At 60.3% G+C, this 20857-nt stretch carries 21 protein-coding genes; 19 read left to right on the top strand and 2 right to left on the bottom strand.

The window, feature by feature from the left end; translation table 11 throughout:
- Positions 1-50: 50 nt before the first annotated feature.
- Together CCA01S_RS14180 and CCA01S_RS14175 are read right to left on the bottom strand one after the other, a co-directional pair.
- A complete protein-coding gene (locus tag CCA01S_RS14180) occupies positions 51-1448 on the bottom strand; it encodes a Cu(+)/Ag(+) sensor histidine kinase (RefSeq protein ID WP_066459636.1) in 1398 nt (465 codons plus the stop codon).
- Positions 1449-1451: 3 nt separating this feature from the next.
- Positions 1452-2138, bottom strand: a complete 687-nt coding sequence (locus CCA01S_RS14175) for a heavy metal response regulator transcription factor (RefSeq protein WP_066459634.1) — start codon at positions 2136-2138, stop codon at positions 1452-1454.
- A 213-nt stretch (positions 2139-2351) separates the two neighbouring features.
- Here CCA01S_RS14175 and CCA01S_RS14170 point away from each other — a divergent pair, with 213 nt between their 5' ends.
- The 19 genes from CCA01S_RS14170 to CCA01S_RS14085 all read left to right on the top strand — a co-directional run bounded on the left by CCA01S_RS14170 (position 2352) and on the right by CCA01S_RS14085 (position 20742).
- Positions 2352-2789, top strand: coding sequence for a cupin domain-containing protein (locus CCA01S_RS14170; RefSeq protein WP_066459632.1), 438 nt, complete (start codon positions 2352-2354; stop codon positions 2787-2789).
- Between the two features lie 17 nt (positions 2790-2806).
- Positions 2807-3166 carry a hypothetical protein gene (locus tag CCA01S_RS14165; protein ID WP_066459630.1) on the top strand — a complete coding sequence of 120 codons (360 nt, stop codon included), beginning with the start codon at positions 2807-2809 and terminating at the stop codon, positions 3164-3166.
- 5 nt (positions 3167-3171) lie between these two features.
- Positions 3172-3579, top strand: coding sequence for a hypothetical protein (locus CCA01S_RS14160; protein WP_066459625.1), 408 nt, complete (start codon positions 3172-3174; stop codon positions 3577-3579).
- A 233-nt stretch (positions 3580-3812) separates the two neighbouring features.
- On the top strand, positions 3813-4784 hold the full coding sequence (locus CCA01S_RS14155; protein ID WP_066459623.1) for a F510_1955 family glycosylhydrolase: 972 nt from the start codon (positions 3813-3815) through the stop codon (positions 4782-4784).
- Positions 4785-4817: 33 nt separating this feature from the next.
- Positions 4818-6773 (top strand): protein-disulfide reductase DsbD, encoded by a 1956-nt coding sequence (gene dsbD / locus CCA01S_RS14150; protein ID WP_084386798.1) that lies wholly within the window; start codon positions 4818-4820, stop codon positions 6771-6773.
- A gap of 238 nt (positions 6774-7011) precedes the next feature.
- Positions 7012-8079, top strand: coding sequence for a YncE family protein (locus CCA01S_RS14145; RefSeq protein WP_066459622.1), 1068 nt, complete (start codon positions 7012-7014; stop codon positions 8077-8079).
- A 36-nt stretch (positions 8080-8115) separates the two neighbouring features.
- A complete protein-coding gene (locus tag CCA01S_RS14140; RefSeq protein WP_066459621.1) occupies positions 8116-8748 on the top strand; it encodes a LemA family protein in 633 nt (210 codons plus the stop codon).
- A gap of 23 nt (positions 8749-8771) precedes the next feature.
- Positions 8772-9602 (top strand): TPM domain-containing protein, encoded by an 831-nt coding sequence (locus CCA01S_RS14135; RefSeq protein ID WP_066459661.1) that lies wholly within the window; start codon positions 8772-8774, stop codon positions 9600-9602.
- Between the two features lie 2 nt (positions 9603-9604).
- A complete protein-coding gene (locus CCA01S_RS14130) occupies positions 9605-10105 on the top strand; it encodes a TPM domain-containing protein (protein WP_066459619.1) in 501 nt (166 codons plus the stop codon).
- A 343-nt stretch (positions 10106-10448) separates the two neighbouring features.
- The gene (locus tag CCA01S_RS14125) at positions 10449-12881 is read left to right on the top strand and encodes a copper-transporting P-type ATPase (RefSeq protein ID WP_180984224.1); all 2433 of its coding nucleotides are present in this window, start codon (positions 10449-10451) and stop codon (positions 12879-12881) included.
- A gap of 50 nt (positions 12882-12931) precedes the next feature.
- A complete protein-coding gene (locus CCA01S_RS14120) occupies positions 12932-14758 on the top strand; it encodes a DUF3141 domain-containing protein (RefSeq protein WP_084386797.1) in 1827 nt (608 codons plus the stop codon).
- Positions 14759-14762: 4 nt separating this feature from the next.
- Positions 14763-15953, top strand: coding sequence for an acetate/propionate family kinase (locus CCA01S_RS14115; RefSeq protein ID WP_066459618.1), 1191 nt, complete (start codon positions 14763-14765; stop codon positions 15951-15953).
- Positions 15954-15961: 8 nt separating this feature from the next.
- Positions 15962-16984 (top strand): bifunctional enoyl-CoA hydratase/phosphate acetyltransferase, encoded by a 1023-nt coding sequence (locus CCA01S_RS14110; protein ID WP_066459617.1) that lies wholly within the window; start codon positions 15962-15964, stop codon positions 16982-16984.
- Between the two features lie 60 nt (positions 16985-17044).
- Positions 17045-17842 carry a prolipoprotein diacylglyceryl transferase gene (gene lgt / locus CCA01S_RS14105; RefSeq protein WP_066459614.1) on the top strand — a complete coding sequence of 266 codons (798 nt, stop codon included), beginning with the start codon at positions 17045-17047 and terminating at the stop codon, positions 17840-17842.
- A 305-nt stretch (positions 17843-18147) separates the two neighbouring features.
- Complete coding sequence (locus CCA01S_RS14100; protein ID WP_066459612.1) at positions 18148-18822, top strand: methyltransferase family protein; 675 nt, start codon at positions 18148-18150, stop codon at positions 18820-18822.
- Between the two features lie 87 nt (positions 18823-18909).
- Complete coding sequence (locus CCA01S_RS16340; RefSeq protein ID WP_084386796.1) at positions 18910-19122, top strand: DUF2933 domain-containing protein; 213 nt, start codon at positions 18910-18912, stop codon at positions 19120-19122.
- Between the two features lie 385 nt (positions 19123-19507).
- Positions 19508-20008 (top strand): hypothetical protein, encoded by a 501-nt coding sequence (locus CCA01S_RS14095; protein ID WP_066459611.1) that lies wholly within the window; start codon positions 19508-19510, stop codon positions 20006-20008.
- A gap of 10 nt (positions 20009-20018) precedes the next feature.
- On the top strand, positions 20019-20492 hold the full coding sequence (locus tag CCA01S_RS14090) for a DUF302 domain-containing protein (RefSeq protein WP_084386795.1): 474 nt from the start codon (positions 20019-20021) through the stop codon (positions 20490-20492).
- Positions 20493-20502: 10 nt separating this feature from the next.
- Positions 20503-20742, top strand: coding sequence for an SHOCT domain-containing protein (locus CCA01S_RS14085; protein WP_232305139.1), 240 nt, complete (start codon positions 20503-20505; stop codon positions 20740-20742).
- Positions 20743-20857 lie beyond the last annotated feature (115 nt).

Raw genomic sequence — 20857 nt, 5'->3', positions numbered from 1 at the left:
ACTCCTGCAACAAGAATTAATTACGATCGATCTCAGTCTTCGAGACGGCCTCAAGTGGGCAATATCATCTCGAATGTGATCAGATTCTCCGACGATGAGGCACTCACTGAACCGCCATGCGCCTCAACGATGGACTTGACGATGGCCAGGCCAAGACCGGCGCCGTCCTCACCGCGCTGCCTGGAGCTATCGGGCCGATAGAATCGGTCAAAAAGATGAGGCAGGTGTTCGGGCGATATTGCGGATGCCGGGTTCTGCACGCGCAGCACCCCGGTGTCATCGGTCGCGCTTATCGAGACCCTGACGGCGGCGCCCTTCGGCGTGTGGCGAATCGCGTTGGACAGCAGATTGCTCAAGGCGCGGCGGATCATCAGGCGGTCGCCTTGCACGCACACATCCGGGCCGGCCAGGATGAGCGCCACAGCGCGCTCCTCGGCCCAGGCCTCGAAGTAGTCAAACAAGCCGCGCACTTCGTCAGCGAGGTCAACGGCAACCATTTCCGGTTTGAGCAATTTATTATCGGCCTGCGCCAGAAACAGCATGTCGCTCACCATTTTGGCCATGCGCTCATATTCTTCCAGATTGGAGTACAGGACTTCACGATACTGCTCGACGCTACGCACCTGGGATAGCGCAACTTCTGTTTGAGTCATCAAGTTGGTGATGGGGGTGCGCATTTCATGGGCAATATCTGCCGAAAAGTTGGAAAGCCTGCGAAAGACGCTTTCGATGCGGTCAAGCATGTCATTGAACGATATCGCAAGCTCCGTCAGTTCCGCCGGCACAGCCTCCGGTGCGAGCCGAATATACAATTGATCGGATTTGATGCGCCGCATTTCCCGACTGATTCGTCGTATGGGCGCGTGGCCCTGATACACCGCGAACCAGATGGCCAAAATGGCAATCAAAGCGGCAGCAAGCGTTATCAACCTCAGATAATCGCGAAAGCTCCGGAAATAGCGTAGGTGAAAATCGATGCCTGTCGCAACGGTAACGGTCCAGGGTGTATTGGCTGAAGCCGCGTGCGGCACAAGCCGTACGACCGCCCCTCGATACGTCCGACCATCATCTTGCCAGATTCTTACCGACCCGATATCCACCTTGTTTCCCGACGGTGGCAAGCGGGAAAACCTGTCAAGGGCCGAACCAGGCGTTGCGTAGATCACGGCACCGCTCGCATCCGATATTCTGTACTCGGCATCATGATGTCCCGACACGGCAGCGGCCAGCCGGCGCCGAAGCGCTGCTGGCGCTTCGTCTATGGGAGAGGCCGACAACGATTGCTGCAGGGCCTGAACGACCGCGTTGAGCTCGTCGACATCCTGTTGGGCAAAATGATCGCTGATGGAGCGCTCAACCACCCATCCGAACGTCAGCAGGACCACCGTAATGACGGCCCCAATGGACAAAGTCAGGCGCAGTGCCAGAGAGGCGGGGCGGTGCGTCACGGTTCAGCCGACCTTGCCACCGATGTCGAGCATATAGCCCATGCCCCGCACGGTATGAATGAGCTTGGGCTCAAATGCCTCATCGATCTTGGCACGCAAACGGCGAATGGCCACATCGATCACATTGGTGTCGCTGTCAAAATTCATATCCCAGACCTGCGAGGCAATGAGGGAGCGCGGCAAGACCTCGCCCTGGCGCCGCACCAGAAGCTCCAGAAGCGCGAACTCCTTGTTTGTCAGAGTGATGCGCACGTCCTTGCGCCGGGCTTGCCTGCGCGGGATGTCCAGCACGAGGTCCGCGACCTGCAACTGGTCATTGAACACCGGCGCGGCCCCCCGACGCAGCAAGGTACGCACCCGGGCGAGCAGTTCCGAAAATGCAAAGGGTTTGATCAGATAGTCGTCGGCCCCAAGTTCCAGTCCTTTGACACGATCCTCTACGCTATCGCGTGCAGTCAAAAAAAGCACCGGGGTACACAACTTCGCCTCGCGCAAGGCTTGCAAGATGTGCCAACCATCAACGTCCGGGAGCATGACGTCAAGAATGATCAAGTCATAGAGTTCCGTCAGGGCGAGATGGCGCCCATCCAGACCCGTGCGGGCCAGATCGACCACAAAACCGGATTCCACCAGGCCTTGACGCACGTAGTCGCCGGTTTTTATCTCATCTTCAACAATGAGCAGTTTCATATCGGTGATCGCTCCTGCAACGCGCTTCTGTGCCACACCCGACTTGCGGCCAACACCCTGACCCGACATCGTCCGGGCCCATATAACACTCTACTGACCTGCGACTGACAGCAGGATGACAGACGGATTACAAAATTGTAATGTGCCTTTTCAATAAAAAACGCCTATCCTCAAGCTCGGAGCACGTGAAGCCAGGAGCAAGAGGTAAGGAAAATGAGGATACGAATTTTAAGCTTGGCAATCTCAGCAGCCGCTTTTCTAGCCAGTGCAAGCCCTGCAGTCCTGGCGGCCGAGCCTGCTCAGCAGGGCCAGGCCATCACACAAGCGTTCCAGCAGCCCATCGCAAACGCTCCGGGCAAATCACTGACCGGAGTCATAGTGGACTACGCACCGGGGGTAAAATCTCCACCACACCGCCACGGCGCTGCATTCATTCTCGCCTACGTCCTGTCCGGTGCCATTCGCAGCAAGGTCAACGACGGCCAGGAGATGGTCTTTCACGCGGGCGAGAGCTGGACCGAAAAGCCGGGTGATCACCACGTTGTCAGTGAAAACGCGAGCGACACCGAACCTGCAAAGCTGTTGGCCATCTTCGTTGCCGACAGCAATGACCATGACTTCGTCATCTGGGATACGCCCAAGGGTCAATAAGGAATGTTGGAATCCGCATGATATCTTTTCGCGTAATAGCATTGTTTGCCGCTCTGGTCTCGGGATCGGCACTGCTGGCGGCCCCCAGCCTGGGCGCTGAAGGGGCTGTCTCGGCCGCTTCGCTGAAGGATGGTGTGACACTCAAGGTTAAAAATCCGGACGAACTCGTCTTTAGCGCTGCGCCTGGCCCCCAAGTGAACCATCTGCACGTCTACGTGGACGGTGAACTGGTGGGACAAACACGCCAGCTCAAGGGCAGTTTCACGCTCGACGGTATGGACCTGTCACCAGGAAAGCACGCCATCTGCATCCAGGTGGCCAACCGGGCTCACGTCGCTACCGGCGCCGAGGATTGCGTCAGCATTCAGGTCGGATAAGTGCTTTGAACTGGCAAAACCTTGTCTACGCGCTGACCCAGGTTGGCCACAACTTTGGCGCAGTGGTCGTGGTGGCTGCGCCGCTCTATCGCCTGATCACCGGCCAGCCTGCACGTGAGCGCGGCGTACTGTGGCTGACCTTGTCGGGGTGGGCAGTACAAATCGCCAGCGGCACCTTGTTTGGGCTGGTGAGTCTCTACTTCTACCGCCAGCTGCCCGACATTCACGGCATTGCCATCGTGGCGCTGACCGTCAAGATCGTGTGCGCCATCACCGCGTTTGTGCTTATTGCCGTATCGCTGCGCGCGCGTGACCTGTACACGGGCCGACGCGCCACGATGGTCTGGCAAACCCTGGCCGTGCTGGCTATCGTCGCACTGACTGCGGCCGCCTTCCTGCGGTGGTATTCGTAAAGCATTGCCCCCAAACCGGGAGTTCAAGGCAGGGCACGCGCACGCCGTATGCCCCTACGTACCGTATGCGTATGTGTATGCCCTCACATGACAAAGTTGTAATGAAGGCGTCATCCGATTGCAAGCAAGGGAACGATAAAATGTCCTGCTTGTCGCCCATTCATGGTGACCTCGGCAATCTGGATCCATGACAAACTCATGGAAGAATATTTCGGACTAACGGATATCACGTGATGCGTTCTAAAACAATTTTTACCGCTCTGGCGGCAACAAGCTTCGCCACACTATTGACATTGGGCGGATCTGGCGTCGCAGTCGCCGGCACGCAGCCAGCCACGGCCGATGCGCAAAGTACAAAGGTTTCGGCCCAGACAGCGCCGGTTGAACTCGCGCACGTGCACGGGCTTGCCTATAGTGCGGACGGTCAACAGCTGTTCATCCCGAGCCATTACGGCATTGCGGCGTATGCGGAAGGACGATGGGCAAAAATGCCCGGGCCCGAGCATGATTACATGGGGTTCGCGGCCACCCGTGACGCGCTTTACAGCAGCGGCCATCCCGCGGCTGGCTCGAATCTGGTGAACCCGTTCGGTCTCATCAAAAGCACCGATGCGGGTAAAACCTGGCAGCAACTGAGCCTGGAAGGCGAGTCCGATTTCCACACCTTGGCCACCAGCTACGAAACCAATGCGGTTTATGTTCTGAATTATCGTCCCAACACCCGGATGCGCCAGCCTGGCCTGTATATGACCCGGACAGACGGTCTGATCTGGACGCAGGCAGCCGCCGATGGCCTGAAAACTAAAATCAACAGCCTGGCGGTGCACCCCAATGATGCCAATATCGTGGCCGTGGGCGCTGCCGACGGCTTGTACCTGTCGCGCGATGCAGGCAACCATTTTGAACCGCGGGTCGGGAACACTCAGGTGCTCGCGCAGTGGTTCGATCTGGATGGAGAGCACCTTTGGGTCAGCAGTTATGCGAATTCCCCCATGCTGACTCGCATGAGCCTGAAGGACGGTGAGGCCAATGAAAAGATCAAGCTTCCCGCACTGGACGAAGACGCCGTGGCGTTCATTGCCCAGAACCCTGCCCGCCACGACGATCTCGCGATCGCCACCTTCAAACGTAATGCCTATGTCACTCAAGATCGTGGTGCGACCTGGACGCAGATTGCGAAATATGGCACGACGCTTGATAAGTAAGACGCAGAATGCTTTGAATGATGGACGCTTGCTGTGAACGTGACACGATTGATTGCCACCCTACTCTTGCTGGTCTCATCGTGGGCATACGGCGCCAGCCACGAACCACCCCGTGACGCTTCGCCTGGCTCTAGTAGTACGCAAACACAGGTCTTCACCCCTTCAAAAGGTCTTTTCAAATCGATAACCGGTCTTTTTGATGGGTCGTCCTCCGAGCCAGGGCTGTTGCCACCCGAGAAGGCATTTCAGATTTCGGTCGTGGCGCGGGATTTCAACACGCTTGTCGCCACACTGACCCCCGCCAAGGGCTATTATTTGTACCGTAGCCGGATTGCGTTCAGCCTGCCGGATTCTCCGGACATCACGATTGCCAGCACATCGTTACCCTCCGGCAAGCTCAAAGACGACCCAACCTTCGGGGAAGAAGAGGTCTATTACGAGCCCGTAGAAGCCGTCATTGCCCTGGACCGGCCGGCTGACAGTGCGGCCCGGCAATCCCTGACCTTGTTCGCATCCTATCAGGGTTGCAATGATCCCTCAGGTGTTTGTTATCCGCCCATCGAGAAGACGCTCACGGTGCCACTGGCCCAGGCCAATGCCTCCGTTGCTTCTACTCGCACGGCTCCCACGGCGCCAGCCGCTGCGACCGATATCCGTGAACCGCGATCCAACACCAGCCTATCAGAGACCAGCGTAATCGGTAATTTGTTCGCACAAGGCAATGCGTGGGCACTGGTTACCGCATTCTTTGGTTTTGGCCTGATCCTGGCGTTCACCCCGTGCATGCTTCCCATGATCCCGATTCTGTCGGGGATTATCGTCGGACAGGGCCACCACGCCACGCGACGCCAGGCCTTTGGCCTCTCATTGGTCTATGTGCTCGCCATGGCAATGACCTATACGCTGGCGGGCATTGCGGCTGGACTTGCCGGTACGATGCTATCGGCCTATCTGCAAAACCCGTGGGTCCTGGGCGGCTTCGCGACAGTCTTTGTATTGCTTGCGTTATCCATGTTCGGTTTTTACCAGTTGCAGATGCCCGCTGCGATTCAAAGCCGCCTGACGCGCGCAGCCAACCGCACACCAGGCGGCAGGCTGTTTGGCGTCTTTCTGATGGGCGTGCTGTCTGCCGTGATCGTGGGGCCGTGCGTGGCTGCGCCCCTGGCAGGTGCGCTACTGTACATTGGGCAAACGGGTGACGCCGTGGTCGGCGGCATGGCGCTTTTCTCGCTCGCCATCGGCATGGGCGTGCCACTCCTGATCTTTGGCACAAGCGCCGGCGCCTTGCTGCCAAAAGCCGGCCCCTGGATGAAATCCGTCCAGCATTTCTTTGGCGTGACCCTGCTGGCCGTGGCCATTTACCTCGTCTCCCCAGTCATCCCCGCCGTGGTGCATCTGTTCTTATGGGCCATTCTGCTCATCATATCGGCGATGTATCTCAGGGCCTTGGACCCCTTGCCTGCGAGCTCGGCAGGATATATGCGTTTCGGAAAAGGTATTGGGATCATTGCCTTGACACTCGGCCTCGCGCTACTCATCGGCGGCCTTTCGGGCAGCCGAGATGTGCTGCAGCCCTTGGCTGCCCTCAGGAGCGTAAACACCACCACGCCAGCAGGCAGCGCTGCAACCGAGATTACATTCAGGCCCATCAAGAATCTGGCTGACCTGGAGTCACAATTGCAGGCGGCAGACGGCCGTTACGTGATGCTCGATTTTTGGGCGGAATGGTGTATATCGTGTAAGGAAATGGATCGTTTCACCTTTACCGACCCGCGAGTCCGGGGGCGCTTGAAGGACGTCATCCTGCTGCAAGCTGACGTGACGGCAAACAATGCGGATGATCAAGCGCTACTCAAGCGTTTTGCACTTTTTGGGCCTCCCGGGATCCTTTTCTTTGACAGGAAAGGCAAAGAAATCGACTTTCAAGTCATCGGCTTCCAATCGCCAAAACAATTCCTGAAGTCGCTGGACTCGGCCATCCCGCTTTGATTGGGTTCTTCCAGAACCGTCGCATTGTGCCGTAACCCTTGCGCATCGGGCAGTCTGCCCGGCGCCGGGACGCCTCGCATGTCGATAAAACACGTGAATCGCGCCACATTACAAGATTGTAATTAGCGCGTCATCAATCCGTCAGGGATGGATCGATACAGTGATCGATGGGCAGCACTGCTGCTTTCAATGACATGACTTTCAATGGTTACAACCGTTTCGAACCGGAGATCCGACAATGCTTCAAATACACCCTCTTCTTGCTTCGATTGCCCTCACGCTGGCTGCCGGGGCGGTCCAGGCGGCAACGCTACCGAACGGCGTTGTGTACAGCGCCAATGAAGGCGACGGCTCCGTGAGCGAGATCACCTTGCGTACCGGCGCCGTACACACGGCGAAGGTATCCGTCATCCCGCATAATGTCCAGATCTCCCCTGATGGAAAGACGGTTCTTGCCGTTGGCATGCCGGCGATGACCGGTATGGCCGGGCACGGTATGGGCAATGACCAAGCTGGTGAGAAGACCGATACGCACGCCAGTTCTGAAGATGGTAACGACGCCAAATTACTATTGATCGATGCCGGCCAGATCGACAAGACATTGGCGACGCTGCCTTCAGGCGGTCACCCTGCCCATGTTGTGACAAGCGAAAAGGGTGATCGTGCCTATATCACCAACTCCGAGGCCAATCAGGTCTCGGTCGTTGACATTCAGCACAAGAAAATCATCGCCGAGATTCCCACCGGAGCGTTTCCTCACGGCTTGCGTCTGAGCCCCAATGGGCAAGAACTGTATGTCGCCAACGTCACCGATAACAACGTATCCGTCATAAATACCCAAAATCTCAAAGAATCCGCACGCATCCCTGTTGGCAAGGCCCCGGTTCAAGTTGCCTTTACGCCTGATGGAGCACAGGTCTATGTATCGCTGCGGGATGAAAATAGTGTGGCGATCATCGACACCGTCACCAGACAGGTGCTCAATCGCATAAAGGTTGGCCGCAATCCCATCCAGCTATACACAACCGCGGATGGCAGCAAGGTTTACGTCGCCAATCAGGGCAGCGAGAGCGAGCCCGACAACACGGTCTCTGTCATTGATGTGAAAAGCCAAAGCGTTCAAGCCACGGTGACCACGGGCATGGGCGCCCATGGGGTTGTCGCCAGCAGTGAGGGGGGCTTTGTCTTTGTCACAAACAATCAGGACGACACGGTCAGCGCGATAGACACCAGCACACAGGAGGTTGTCGCCACATACCGGGTGGGGCCCAATCCCAACGGCATTACCTATCGGTCCATCCCGTAAGCCCCATTCCCAGCTCTCTCACATGGAGACCCGAACATGCGGATACTGAAGGCCATTTTTGCGGCGATACTGGCTCTGAGCCTGGCCGGCTGCGGCTACAACACATTCCAGAGTTCAGACGAGCAAGTCAAGGCGAGTTGGTCAGAAGTGGTCAATCAGTATCAGCGCCGCGCGGACCTGATCCCCAACCTGGTGAACACGGTCAAGGGCGAGGCAAATTTCGAACAGAGCACATTGACGCAAGTGATCGAGGCACGCTCAAGGGCCACCTCGATTCAGGCGACTGCCGAGCTGCTCAACAACCCCGAAGCGTTCCAGAAATTCCAGCAGGCGCAAGGCCAGCTGACGGGCGCCTTGTCGCGGCTCATGGCTGTCTCCGAGAACTACCCGGCCCTGCGGAGCAACCAGGGATTCCGCGACCTGTCGGCACAGTTGGAAGGCACCGAGAACCGCATCACCGTAGCGCGCAACCGTTATATCAAGTCCGTGCAAGACTACAACGTGACGGTACGAACCTTTCCTTCCAATCTGACTGCAATGTTGTTTGGCTACAAGGAAAAGCCCAACTTCACTGTCGAAAACGAGAAGGAAATAGCAAAGCCACCCAACGTCAGCTTTGAGAAACCGGTCGGCGGTGCGATACCGGCAACGTCCGGGGCGGTGCGGTGACCATTGGCGAGACGGTAGGCCGGATTGTCGGCGCCCTGCTGCTGGCCAGTTCGCTCGTCTGGAGCGCGCTTGCCATAGCGCAAGTGCCCGTGCCCCCATTGACGGGGCACGTCATCGACCAGACCAAGACCCTGGACACTGAGCAGAAGGCCACGCTGGAGCAGGCGCTGACCGACTTCGAGGCCAGGAAAGGCACACAAATCGCGGTGCTGATCGTCGCATCGACTGCACCCGAGCAGATCGAGCAGTTCTCGTTGCGTGTTGCCGAGCAATGGAAACCGGGACGCGCAAAAGTCGACGACGGCGCGATTCTTGTGGTGGCCAAAGACGACCGCACAGTGCGCATCGAGGTCGGCTATGGTCTGGAAGGCGCACTCACTGATCTCACCTCCGGGCGCATTATCAGCGAGCTCATCCTGCCCCGATTCAGGCAGCAGGACTTCTACGGCGGCATCGCCGCCGGGGTTGGGCAGATTATCCGCACTGTCGACGGCGAGGCCTTGCCAGCGCCAGAAGACAGGGGCCCTGCCCCCCAGGGTGACATCCAGCGCTACGGCCCTGTTCTCTTCATCGTGGCCCTCGCCCTGGGCGGTCTGCTGCGCTCGACGATAGGTAGGGTACCGGGTGCTGTCGTCACGGGCGGTGTGGTGGGCGCGGTGGCATGGCTCATGGTCGGTGCGCTATCGATCGCGCTTTTTTCGGCCATCGCGGCGCTGCTGTTCACCTTGATGGGTGGCGGCCGGGCCTTGCACGGGTTGGGGGGTCTATACCGCGGCGGCCGTGGTCATCGTGGCGGCGGCTTTCGCGGCGGTGGTGGTGGCTTCGGTGGCGGTGGCGCCTCGGGCAGGTGGTGACCATGAAGAGCCCGCGCATCGTGTGTCACCTGCTGACAACCGACTGGTATGTCCAGCGGTGCTTCCCCCGCAGTGCAATGGTGGCGATCGAGCGGGCGATCAAGGATAGCGAGGCCAGGCACGACGGCGAGATCCGCATCGCGATCGAGGGTTCGCTGGAGTTTCGCGCGCTGTTGCACGCACAGTCGGCCCGTGAACGGGCAATCGAGCTGTTCTCGCAGCTTCGGGTGTGGGACACCCAACACAATAACGGCTTGTTGATCTACCTGCTGCTCGCCGATCACGCGGTAGAGATCGTGGCGGACCGGGGCATTCACGAGAAGGTCAGCCAGGGCGAATGGAATGCGGTGTGCCGTCAGATGGAATCCGCCTTCAAACAATTCGAGTTCGAAAGTGGTGTGGTGGATGGTATCCGGATGGTGACACAACACTTGGTAACACACTTCCCGGCCAGTGGCCAATACGCAAACGAGTTGCCCGATGAACCAGCGGTACTGCGATGACACGGCCAGGGCAAGAGCATCAATCGCAAAGGCAGCCCAGACGAGTCATCAAATCATGGGGTCTCGGCTCACTGACGGTCACCGGTCACGATGCACCAACCAAGCTTGCGCCACCATGACATTACAGAATTGTCATGATGGTGTCATCTGATTGACATGAACACCTCGCTAGACTCTTATATATCAATGCAATAGCTGCGTGGGTTGCTTATTAGCGCCCAATGCCAGGCGCCAGCGTGATCTTATGCATCAACGATTTTTGTGTAGACGGCAACGCAATATTGGTTACGCGAAACAGGACCGTACGTGCCACCGCCTTACCCACAGTAACGGAGACGACTCCATGACTCAGCAGCAGCCCATAAAACGACCCGAACACGCGCAGCACGGTAAACAAGGGGCTGCCCAATACACCACCTCTACCCAATACACCTGCCCGATGCACCCCGAGGTGATCTCCGATCAGCCCGGTGACTGTCCGAAGTGCGGCATGCACCTGGTGCCCGTGCAAAGCGGCGAGCCACAGGCGCAGTCCCGCCATGACAAGGGTCATGGCCATGGTCACGGGCACGGGCACGCCCATCAAGCCGGCCATGAAACCGCTGCGCCGGTTCGCGGCGGCCAGTACGACCAGGTGCCCGCCGGCTATGTCGGTGCGGTCTACACCTGCCCGATGCACCCCGAGGTGCGGCAGACCACGCACGGCGCCTGTCCCCTGTGTGGCATGGGCCTGGAGCTGGAATCCGCCGCGGCCGGCGACGAGGGGCCCAATCCCGAACTGGTGGATTTCACCCGCCGCTTCTGGGTCGCGGCCGTCCTCACGATCCCGGTGCTAGTGCTGGCGATGGCTCCTTATCTGGGCCTCACGGCGATTCGCGACTTCTTCGGTGAACGAACCTCGATGTGGATCGAGCTCGTGTTCAGCACCCCGGTGATCCTGTGGTCGGGCTGGCCATTTTTCGTGCGCGGCTGGAATTCGTTTCGCACCATGAACCTCAACATGTTCAGCCTGATCGGCATGGGGGTCGCCGCGGCCTATCTCTTCTCGATCGTCGCGGTGCTGGTGCCGGGCATCTTCCCGGAAGGCTTTCGCGACCCCGTAAGCGGCCAGGTCGGAATCTATTTCGAGGCCGCGGCAGTCATCGTTGCCCTGGTGCTGCTTGGCCAAGTCATGGAGCTGCGTGCCCGTGAAGGCACCGGCAAGGCGATCCGCGCGCTGCTGGACATGGCCGCCAAGACCGCCCGGGTAATCCGCGCTGACGGCACCGAGGAAGAAATCCCCCTGGAAGCCGTGCGGGTGGGCGATCACCTGCGGGTGCGCCCCGGCGACAAGGTGCCGGTGGACGGCATGGTGCTCGAGGGCCGCTCTGCCATCGACGAGTCAATGATCTCCGGTGAGCCAATTCCGGTGGAAAAAACCAAGGACGACAAGGTCACCGGTGCCACGATCAACGGTACCGGCAGCCTCATCATGGAAGCCACCCGGGTCGGTGCCGATACCACGCTCAGCCAGATCGTCGAGATGGTGGCCAATGCCCAGCGCTCGCGCGCGCCCATCCAGAAATTCGCCGACCAGGTGGCGGGCTGGTTCGTCCCCGCGGTCATTGGCGTTGCGGTCTTGTCCTTCATCGCCTGGGCGATCTGGGGGCCGGTGCCGGCCTTGGCCTACGCGCTGGTCTCGGCGGTGGCGGTGCTGATCATCGCCTGCCCCTGCGCGCTGGGGCTCGCCACGCCGATGTCGATCATGACGGCCACCGGGCGCGGTGCGCAGTTGGGGGTGCTGATCAAGAACGCCGAGGCGCTGGAGCGCTTCGCCAAGGTCGACACGCTGATCGTCGACAAGACCGGCACCCTGACCGAAGGCAAGCCCAAGCTCGTCGCCGTGCTGCCCGAAGCCGGGCACGACGAGACCGAGGTGCTGCGGCTGGCGGCGACGCTGGAAATAGGATCCGAGCACCCGCTGGCCGACGCCATCGTCGCCGGCGCCGAGGAGCGCGGAGTCGAATTGGGCAAGGCCGATGATTTCGAGGCGGTGACCGGCATGGGCGTCAAAGGTGTGGTCGATGGCCACCAGGTGGCGCTCGGCAATGCCAGGCTGATGGCCGAGCTGGGCCTCGATGGCGGCCCACTGGCCGCCGTCGCCAACGCTCGCCGCGACGAGGGCGAGACGGTCATGTTCGTGGTGCTCGACGGCGCCATCGCAGGGCTGGTCAGCGTCGCCGACCCGGTGAAAGCCACCACGCCCGATGCCCTCAAGGCACTGCACAAACTGGGCTTTCACATCATCATGGCCACGGGCGACAACGAGCGCACCGCGAAGGCGGTAGCCGCGCGCCTGGGGATCGATGAAATCCGCGCCGACGTGCTGCCCGAGGACAAGGCGCGCATCATCCGCGAGCTGCAGGCCAAAGGCCGCAGGGTGGCGATGGCGGGCGACGGGGTCAACGATGCCCCCGCGCTGGCGCAGGCCGATGTCGGCATCGCCATGGGCACCGGCGCCGATGTGGCGATCGAAAGCGCGGGTTTCACCCTGGTCAAGGGCAATCTCGATGGCATCGTGCGCGCCCGCAAGCTGGCGCTGGCCACCATGCGCAACATCAGGCAGAACCTGTTCTTTGCACTGATCTATAACGGCGCGGGTGTGCCGATCGCCGCCGGGATCCTCTACCCGTTCTTCGGCATCCTGATCGGACCCATGTTTGCCGCCTTTGCGATGACCGCCTCCTCGCTGTCGGTGGTCTTGAATGCGCTGCGCCTGCGCCGCGAGAAGATTTGATCCAGGCCACCTTAATTAAATCAGATTTGCACACCGCGAGGTAAGCCACAATGAATGCCAAACTATCGACAGTCAAAACCCCTGCGGTGCGTAAAGCTCCTCGCGAGCGTCAACCCGCTTCCTCCCAGACGGCGGCCGACCAGAAGCCTGCCCGTGCGTTCGAACACACCACCATTCCAAGCAATCCCGCAGCGGAACTACTCGCCTACCAGACCGACCTCTGGCGGCGCGGCGTGCGCTACATGGACACCCTGCGCCAGCGTGCCGACAACATGCTCGAGCATGAGCAGGCCGGCATGCCGCCACTGCTCGACTTCGACTACGAGATGATCCTGGACGGCCGCCGACTGGAGCGCCCCGCCAACTATGCCTTGCTGCGTATCACCCGGGTCGGCGAAGACTGTCTGGAAGACTGCCTTGACGAGACCAAGCCGCCGGTGATGATCGTCGACCCGCGCGCCGGTCATGGCCCGGGCATCGGCGGTTTCAAACAAGACTCCGAAGTGGGCATGGCGCTGCACGAGGGGCACCCGGTCTACTTCGTGATCTTCTTTCCGGAGCCCATGCCCGGGCAGACGCTGGAAGACGTACTGCATGTCCTGCGACGCTTCGTCGAGACGCTGGCCGAGCGGCATCCAGGCAAGCCACCGGTGCTCTACGGCAACTGTCAGGCGGGCTGGGCCATTGCGCTGCTCTCGGCTGATTGCGTAGGTCTGGTCGGACCGGCGGTACTCAACGGCTCACCGCTGTCTTACTGGTCTGGCGAATCCGGGGTCAATCCCATGCGCCTGGCCGGCGGACTGCTGGGTGGCGCCTGGATGACGCACCTGCTGGCGGACCTGGGGGACGGGCGTTTTGACGGCGCCCATCTGGCGGCCAACTTCGAATCCCTCAAGCCCGCAAATACCTTGTGGCAGAAGGATTACCAGTTATTTGCCGACATCGATGGCCAGCGCGAGCGCTTTCTGGATTTTGAGCGCTGGTGGACCGGCTTCTATAGCCTGAGCAAGGAAGAGATCGTTGCCATTGTCGAGAATCTCTTCATCGGTAACCAGATCGAGCGTGGTGAGTTTGAAATCTGCCCCGGTTGTACCGTCGACCTCAAGCGCATCCGCAACCCGCTGGTGATCTTCGCCTCCAGCGGCGACAACATCACCCCGCCGCACCAGGCGCTCAACTGGATCCCGGCGGTGTATCCGAGCACCGAGGCGCTCAAGGCCGCCGATCAGCGCATCGTCTATCTGCTCAACCCACACGTGGGCCATCTGGGAATCTTCGTGTCCGCCAAGGTCGCACGATTGGAGCACCGGGCGATCCTCGAGAGTGTCGGCGACCTCAATGAGCTTGCCCCGGGGCTCTACGAGATGAAGATCGACAATCCCACTGGCGACCCGGACTGCCACAAGCCCGAGTTCCAGGTGCGTTTCGAGGAGCGTCGAGTGGAAGACCTGGATTACGCTGACCAGACGGTGGCGTTCAAGCAGGTAAAAGCCCTCTCCGCGCACAACGTGGCCCTCTACGAGACCTTCGTCGGACCCTGGGTGCGGCTGGCCACCACCCCCTGGTCGGCCAAAATGCTGCGTCAGCTGCATCCGGCACGGACCAGCCGGCTGATGTTCTCGGAACGCTTCGCGCCCTGGATGGGCGGGGTGAAGTGGCTGGCCGAGAGGGTGGAGACCACACCAACGCCGGTCGATAGCAGCAGCCCCTACCGGCAATGGGAGACATTGGTGAGCGACTCGATCGCCTCGACACTGACGCAGGTTGGCACGACTCGCGACAGCGTCTTCGAGAAGGTGTTCGAGGGGCTCTATGGCGGGTCATGGCTCGACAAGAGCGAGACAGAGACACCCCATTCCCACAATAAGGAAGTGTAAGGAAATGTCGACGCGCCCATCCATCCTGGTGGTCAACTGCGGCTCATCCAGCCTGAAATTCGCCGTGTTCGGCCTGGCCGATGGCCTCAATCGTCAGTTGTGGGGGGAGGCCAGCGGCATCGGCACTGAACAGGGACGGTTCCGCGTGGTGGACGCTCGGGAACAAGTCCTCGCGAACAACGACGTGCGATTCGCGGATCATGCGGCAGCCATTGCGCGTCTCGACGAGATCTTGCGTCAGCAAGGTGAAGGGCTGAATCTGGTTGGCATCGGGCACCGAGTGGTCCACGGGGGGGCGGACTGTGACTGTTCGCAGCGTATCGACGACACACTGCTGCGTCGTCTGGACACGCTGATTCCATTGGCTCCGCTGCATCTGCCGCACAACCTGGCCGGCATCGCCGCCATGCGCGCGCATTTTCCCAACGTACCCCAGCTCGCCTGCTTCGACACGGCGTTTCATCACGGCCTGCCTGAGGTCGCCCGGCATACCGGACTGCCTCGGGAGTACGAGGCCCAGGGCGTGCGTCGCTATGGCTTTCACGGGCTCTCCTACGAATTCATCGTCGAGGATGTGGTGCGCCGCCACGGTCCAGCGGCACTTGACGAACGCCTGATCGTCGCGCACCTGGGCAACGGCGCCTCCTTGGCGGCGATCCGCGGTGGGCGCAGCGTCGAGACGACGATGGGTTTCAGCGCTCTGGGCGGCATGCCTATGGGTACCCGCAGCGGCGATCTGGATCCCGGCATCCTGCTGTATCTGGCCGGGCAGCAAGGACTCGATCCTAAAGCTCTCCAGTCATTGCTCTACCAACGCTGCGGCTTACTGGGCCTCTCTGGCGTGAGCGCCGATATGGGCGAGCTCCTGGCGCGCCGTCAGGACACCCCAGAGGCCGCGCAGGCGATCGACTTCTTTTGTCATCGCGCGCGCCACTTCATCGGCGCCCTGAGCGCCGCCCTCGGCGGGCTGGACCGGCTGATCTTCACCGGCGGCATCGGCGCGAACGCGCCGGACATCCGCGCGCAGATCTGCGATGGCCTGGCGTATCTGGGCGTGACACTGGACCCAGGGCGCAATCGCAAGCCCGAGCCGCTGATCTCCGCCGCCGAGGGCCTGGTCCAGGTGGAAGCCGTGACCACCGATGAAGAACGGATGATCGCGCGGCACGTGCAGCGCCTGTATGCCAACCAATGAAAGGAAACATGATCAATAACGCCGTCCAACGATTGGCCACGCTTGATGACCTGGTGCAGCAGGCACGGCACGGGGACCCGATTCGGGTCGCCGTGGTCAACGCGGCACAGGCTGCAGTGCTGGAAACACTTCGCGATGCGGTACGACTCGGAATCGCTGAACCGGTGCTGATCGGTCGCTGCGTCGAGATCGCCAAGGTCGCAGCCACGCTCGGCTGGGAGCTCGACCTGGCCTCCGTGATCGAAGCGGACTCGGAGGCGGATGCCGCCCGCCGCGGGGTGGAACTCGTGCGCGCCGGTCGCGCCGACGCGCTGATGAAGGGACACATCCACACCGATGCCTTCATGCGCGCCCTGCTCGACAGCGAGCACGGCCTGCGCCAGCCCGGCAGCCGCGTCAGCCACGTCTTTCTGGTAGATATACCCAATTACCCACGGTTGCTCGCCATCAGCGATGCAGCGGTGAATATCACGCCAGACCTCAACGCCAAGGCACAGATTCTGCAGAACGCCATCGCACTGATGCACATGATCGGCGTCGAGGTGCCCCGGGCGGCCGTAATCTCGGCGGTAGAGACCGTCAACCCGGCCATCCCCTCCACTCTGGACGCGGCCTGCCTGACGCTGATGGCCCGCCGCGGGCAAATCATTGGCGCCGAGGTCGACGGGCCACTGGCCTTTGATAACGCCATCTCCGAACGTGCAGCCCGGGAAAAAGGGATCGAGTCATCGGTGGCAGGCCAAGCGGATATCCTGCTGATGCCGGACCTGGTCTCGGGCAACATTCTGGCGAAAAACCTGGAGTACCACGGTGGCGCCACCGCAGCGGGGGTGGTCATGGGACTGACGGTGCCGGTAGTGCTGAGTTCTCGGGCCGACCCGCCGGCGGCACGCCTGGCGGGACTGGGCGTCGCGGCGCTGATGTACCGGGCGGGAATCCGGCTGCCGATCCCAATCGTGCCGGAGACGGAATCCGCCTTCCCCTGTGCCCCGCAACCCGAGTCGGCTTGTTGCCCCAAGGAGGTGTGCTGATGGACGCCCAGACGTTGGAACATGACTAATCCACGGTAATCTTTTAATCGGGCCACATCCATGCTGCAATACCCCCAGATCGACCCCATCGCCTTGCAAATCGGACCACTTGCCATCCACTGGTATGGCCTGATGTATCTCACCGGCTTTGCCCTGGCATGGCTGCTGGGCCGCTGGCGCATCCGGCATCACCCCTGCGGCCTGACCCTACGCGATCTCGAGGACATCATCTTTTACAGCGTGCTAGGCGTGGTGATTGGCGGGCGCCTGGGGTATGTACTGTTTTACAAACCGGGCGAGTACCTGAGCCACCCGCTCTCGGCGCTCTACCTATGGGAAGGCGGCATGTCGTTTCACGGTGGTCTGCTGGGCGTAATCGTGGCCATGCTGATCTTTGCCCGCAAGCGCGGTCGCACACTGCTGGAGATTGGCGACTTTGTCGCGCCACTCATCCCTTTGGGCCTGGCTGCTGGGCGCCTGGGCAACTTTATCAATGGCGAGCTATGGGGCCGCGCCACCACAGTGCCTTGGGGCATGGTGTTTCCACAAACGGGGGACGGCATCGCACGCCACCCATCGCAACTCTATGAAATGGGACTCGAAGGCTTTGCGCTGTTTGCACTTATCTGGTGGTTTGCACGCAAGCCACGTCCGATCGGGCAAACAAGTGCAGTGTTCTTGATGGGCTACGGGGTCTTTAGATTTATGGTGGAGTTCACCCGCGAGCCGGATAACTATCTCGGCTTATTCGCGGGTGGCCTGTCGATGGGCCAGTTACTTTCATTACCCATGATTCTCTTCGGAATTTTTATTTACTGGTGGGCCGCAAGACGATCGGCCCACGCACTGACGCCGTGACTGTCTCAGTCTGAGGTGGTGAACATTGCAAAGTTGTCATCGCAGCGTCATCCGATCGACATGAGCGCTTCACTAAACTCTTATACATCAATGCAATAGTTGCGTGGGTCGCGTATAAGCGGCCGACCTCGATATCTTGCTCGTTCCGATCACAGGATGCACACACGTGAAACACCAGCCACCACTTTCCATCGCTTTACCCTCCTCGGCGTCGTACGCGCTCAAGACTCGGACATCCGGCTTCAAACGGAGTCTGGCACCGTACACAGGGCGATCCCTCACAGCGCTTCAAAAGGACATCCATCATGGATGAATCGATCTCTCATTCAAGCGTCTGGGGCATTGCAGCGATCATGATCGTGATTGCGTCCTGGTTCTTCTACCGCTACCTGGCTCCGAAGACCTGGCGTGAATGGGCCAGCGCGGGACTCGTGCAGGCATTCATCATCGCACTGTACGCCGAGATGTACGGCTTCCCGCTCACCATCTATCTGATGGTCCGGTTCTTCGGGCTAGACAGTGCAAATCTGAGCGCCAGTCTCTGGTCCACGCTGCTGGGCGTGGGTGAGCTGGGCATGATGATCTCGATGCTGCTCGGCTATCTCTTGCTGTTTGTCGGCATTGGTTTGTTCGCCCAGGGCTGGCGCGAGCTCTACCGTGCGCAAAAGGAGAAGCGTCTCGCCACCGGTGGCTTGTATGCGCTGGTCAGGCACCCTCAGTACACCGGCCTGTTCATTGGCCTCTTTGGCGAGGGCGTCGTGCATTGGCCGACGATCTTCTCGGTGACGCTATTTCCCGTGATTGTGCTGATCTATTGGCTGCTTGCACGAAATGAGGAGAAACGCGTGCTGGCGGAATTCGGCGATGAGTATCGCGCCTATCGGCGACGCGTTCCGATGTTCATTCCGCGAATCGGCCAGTGGCGGCGACTGGTCGAGCGCTCCAGGGGCGGCAGCGAGCAGGAACTGCCGCGGCATTGACATGCCAAGACCAATCGCTCGCCGCCTTGCGCGGCTGTCCAGAACGAAAGGTCGACGTCTGAACGATCTCAACGAAAGGAGCTGGAAATGGCTTGGCTAACAGAGAACTGGATCTGGGTACTGTTTGGAGTGGCGTTCATTGCCATGCACTTGTTCGGACACGGGTGCCATGGAGGACATGGTGGAGGCCATGGCTCGGGTTCTGGCGAAGATCGCGACGCGAACAGGACCGCCGACCCAAAGGCCGTAGGGAACCCGCCGAGCGCCACGGGCGGTAGCCGCGAACCACATCCTCATTAGGAGAGCTTCCTGTACGGGGCGTATGCCGGGATGGTGTACGTGCCGATCTACAACTTCTTCAAGCGGCGCTGGGACACCGGACAATGACGAATATCTCGCACGCGTTCCACATCACACTGCGAGTTTTGAGGAGGATCCCGAGGGCCACGATGCCATTTGAACACATCCAGGCAGGCAGAGCAGATCCTGCGGGACTCGTTGACGACCACGACCTACTAACCAAGCCTGCACCGCCATTACATTACGACATTGTCATGCTGGTGTCATCAGATCGACATAAGCGCTTCGCTAAACTTTCATATATCAATGCAATACATGCGTCAGTTGTTTATTAGCTGCCGCACCCTGACAGTCGCAACTGTCTCTAGCTGACCAGGAGTTCAACATGACCTACCTCCGTACCTTTGCATCTATTGCCGTTCTGACCAGTGCAGCCCTGACCGCCCCGGCCTGGGCTGCCAATGGCGATCAAAACGACAGCCATCATCCGGCAAATGACACCGTCGCGCAGGCTGCTCAGGCGCAATCGGGTAGCCCGGGCGCAGGTATGCGCGCGGGCACGACTGCCCCCGACTATGCCAGCCAGATGAAGGCCATGCAGCAGATGCACGATGCAATGCTGGCCGCGAAGACGCCCGAGGAGCACAGTGCGCTGATGGCCAAGCAGATGAAACTCATGCAAGGCGGCATGAATATGATGGGTAGCATGGGCGGCATGAGCATGATGGGCCGCGGCATGGGCAGTGGCATGAGCACAGGCGCAGCGCCGGGCAAGTCGGCCGACATGGCCACCCGCCAGGACATGCTGGAGCAGCGTATGGACATGATGCAGTCCATGATGCAGATGATGACAGACCGCCTGCAGGCGCTTCCTGCAACAAAATGAGGAATCAGCCATGAGTACTTCAAATTCCCCTCACACGGCAGCAAGCGCGCAACAGCCACCTGCCACCCCCTATGGTTTTCGCTGTGACATCCAGGACAAGGACTTTGTGACGGCCGTCGCCCGCGTCACCGAAGCGCTGAAAGCCGAAGGCTTTGGCGTCCTGACCGAGATCGACGTGCAGGCCACGATGAAGGCCAAGCTGGGCATCGAGGGGCGACCCTACCGCATCCTCGGCGCCTGCAATCCGCCGCTGGCCCACCGCGCCCTGGAGGCTGAACCCGACATCGGCCTGCTGCTGCCCTGCAACGTCGTCGTGCGTGAAGAGGCCGACGGTCGCCTGGTCGTTGCCTTCATGGACCCCGTTGCGGTGTTGCAGATGACCTCGAACCCCGAGGTCGGGCGCATCGCCCACGAGGTGCGCGATCGGCTTGAGCGGGTGAAATCTGCACTGGCCAGTAGCACAACCCCGGCAGCCAAGGGCTGAGGGAGTGCACATGGTTTACAACGGCGGCTTCTTCATGGGCGGCATGCACTTTTTCTGGTGGATCTTCTGGTTGGCGCTGGTCGGCATCATCGTGTTCTACGGCTGGGGGCGTACGAGCGGGCGGCACAGACGCGCGCGCGAGTCGCCCCACGAAATGCTGCAGCGCCACCTGGCGAACGGTGAGATCACGCCCCGCGAGTACGAAGAACGCAAGGGCTTGCTTGATCGCGATGCCAGGCACACAAAATAAACCAGGCACAGGACAAAGATATCTCGTCAAACAGTTAAAAGCTTTCATGCGATGTCAGGGCCTGTCTTGAAACTACAGGCCAGTGCCGTTTGTATCAACCGAACAGATCAGGACT

Source organism: Castellaniella caeni NBRC 101664 (genome assembly GCF_001592225.1).
GTDB lineage: Bacteria > Pseudomonadota > Gammaproteobacteria > Burkholderiales > Burkholderiaceae_B > Castellaniella > Castellaniella caeni.
The sequence above is the reverse complement of the archived record's forward strand: the minus strand, read 5'-3'. Positions and strand labels throughout refer to the sequence as shown.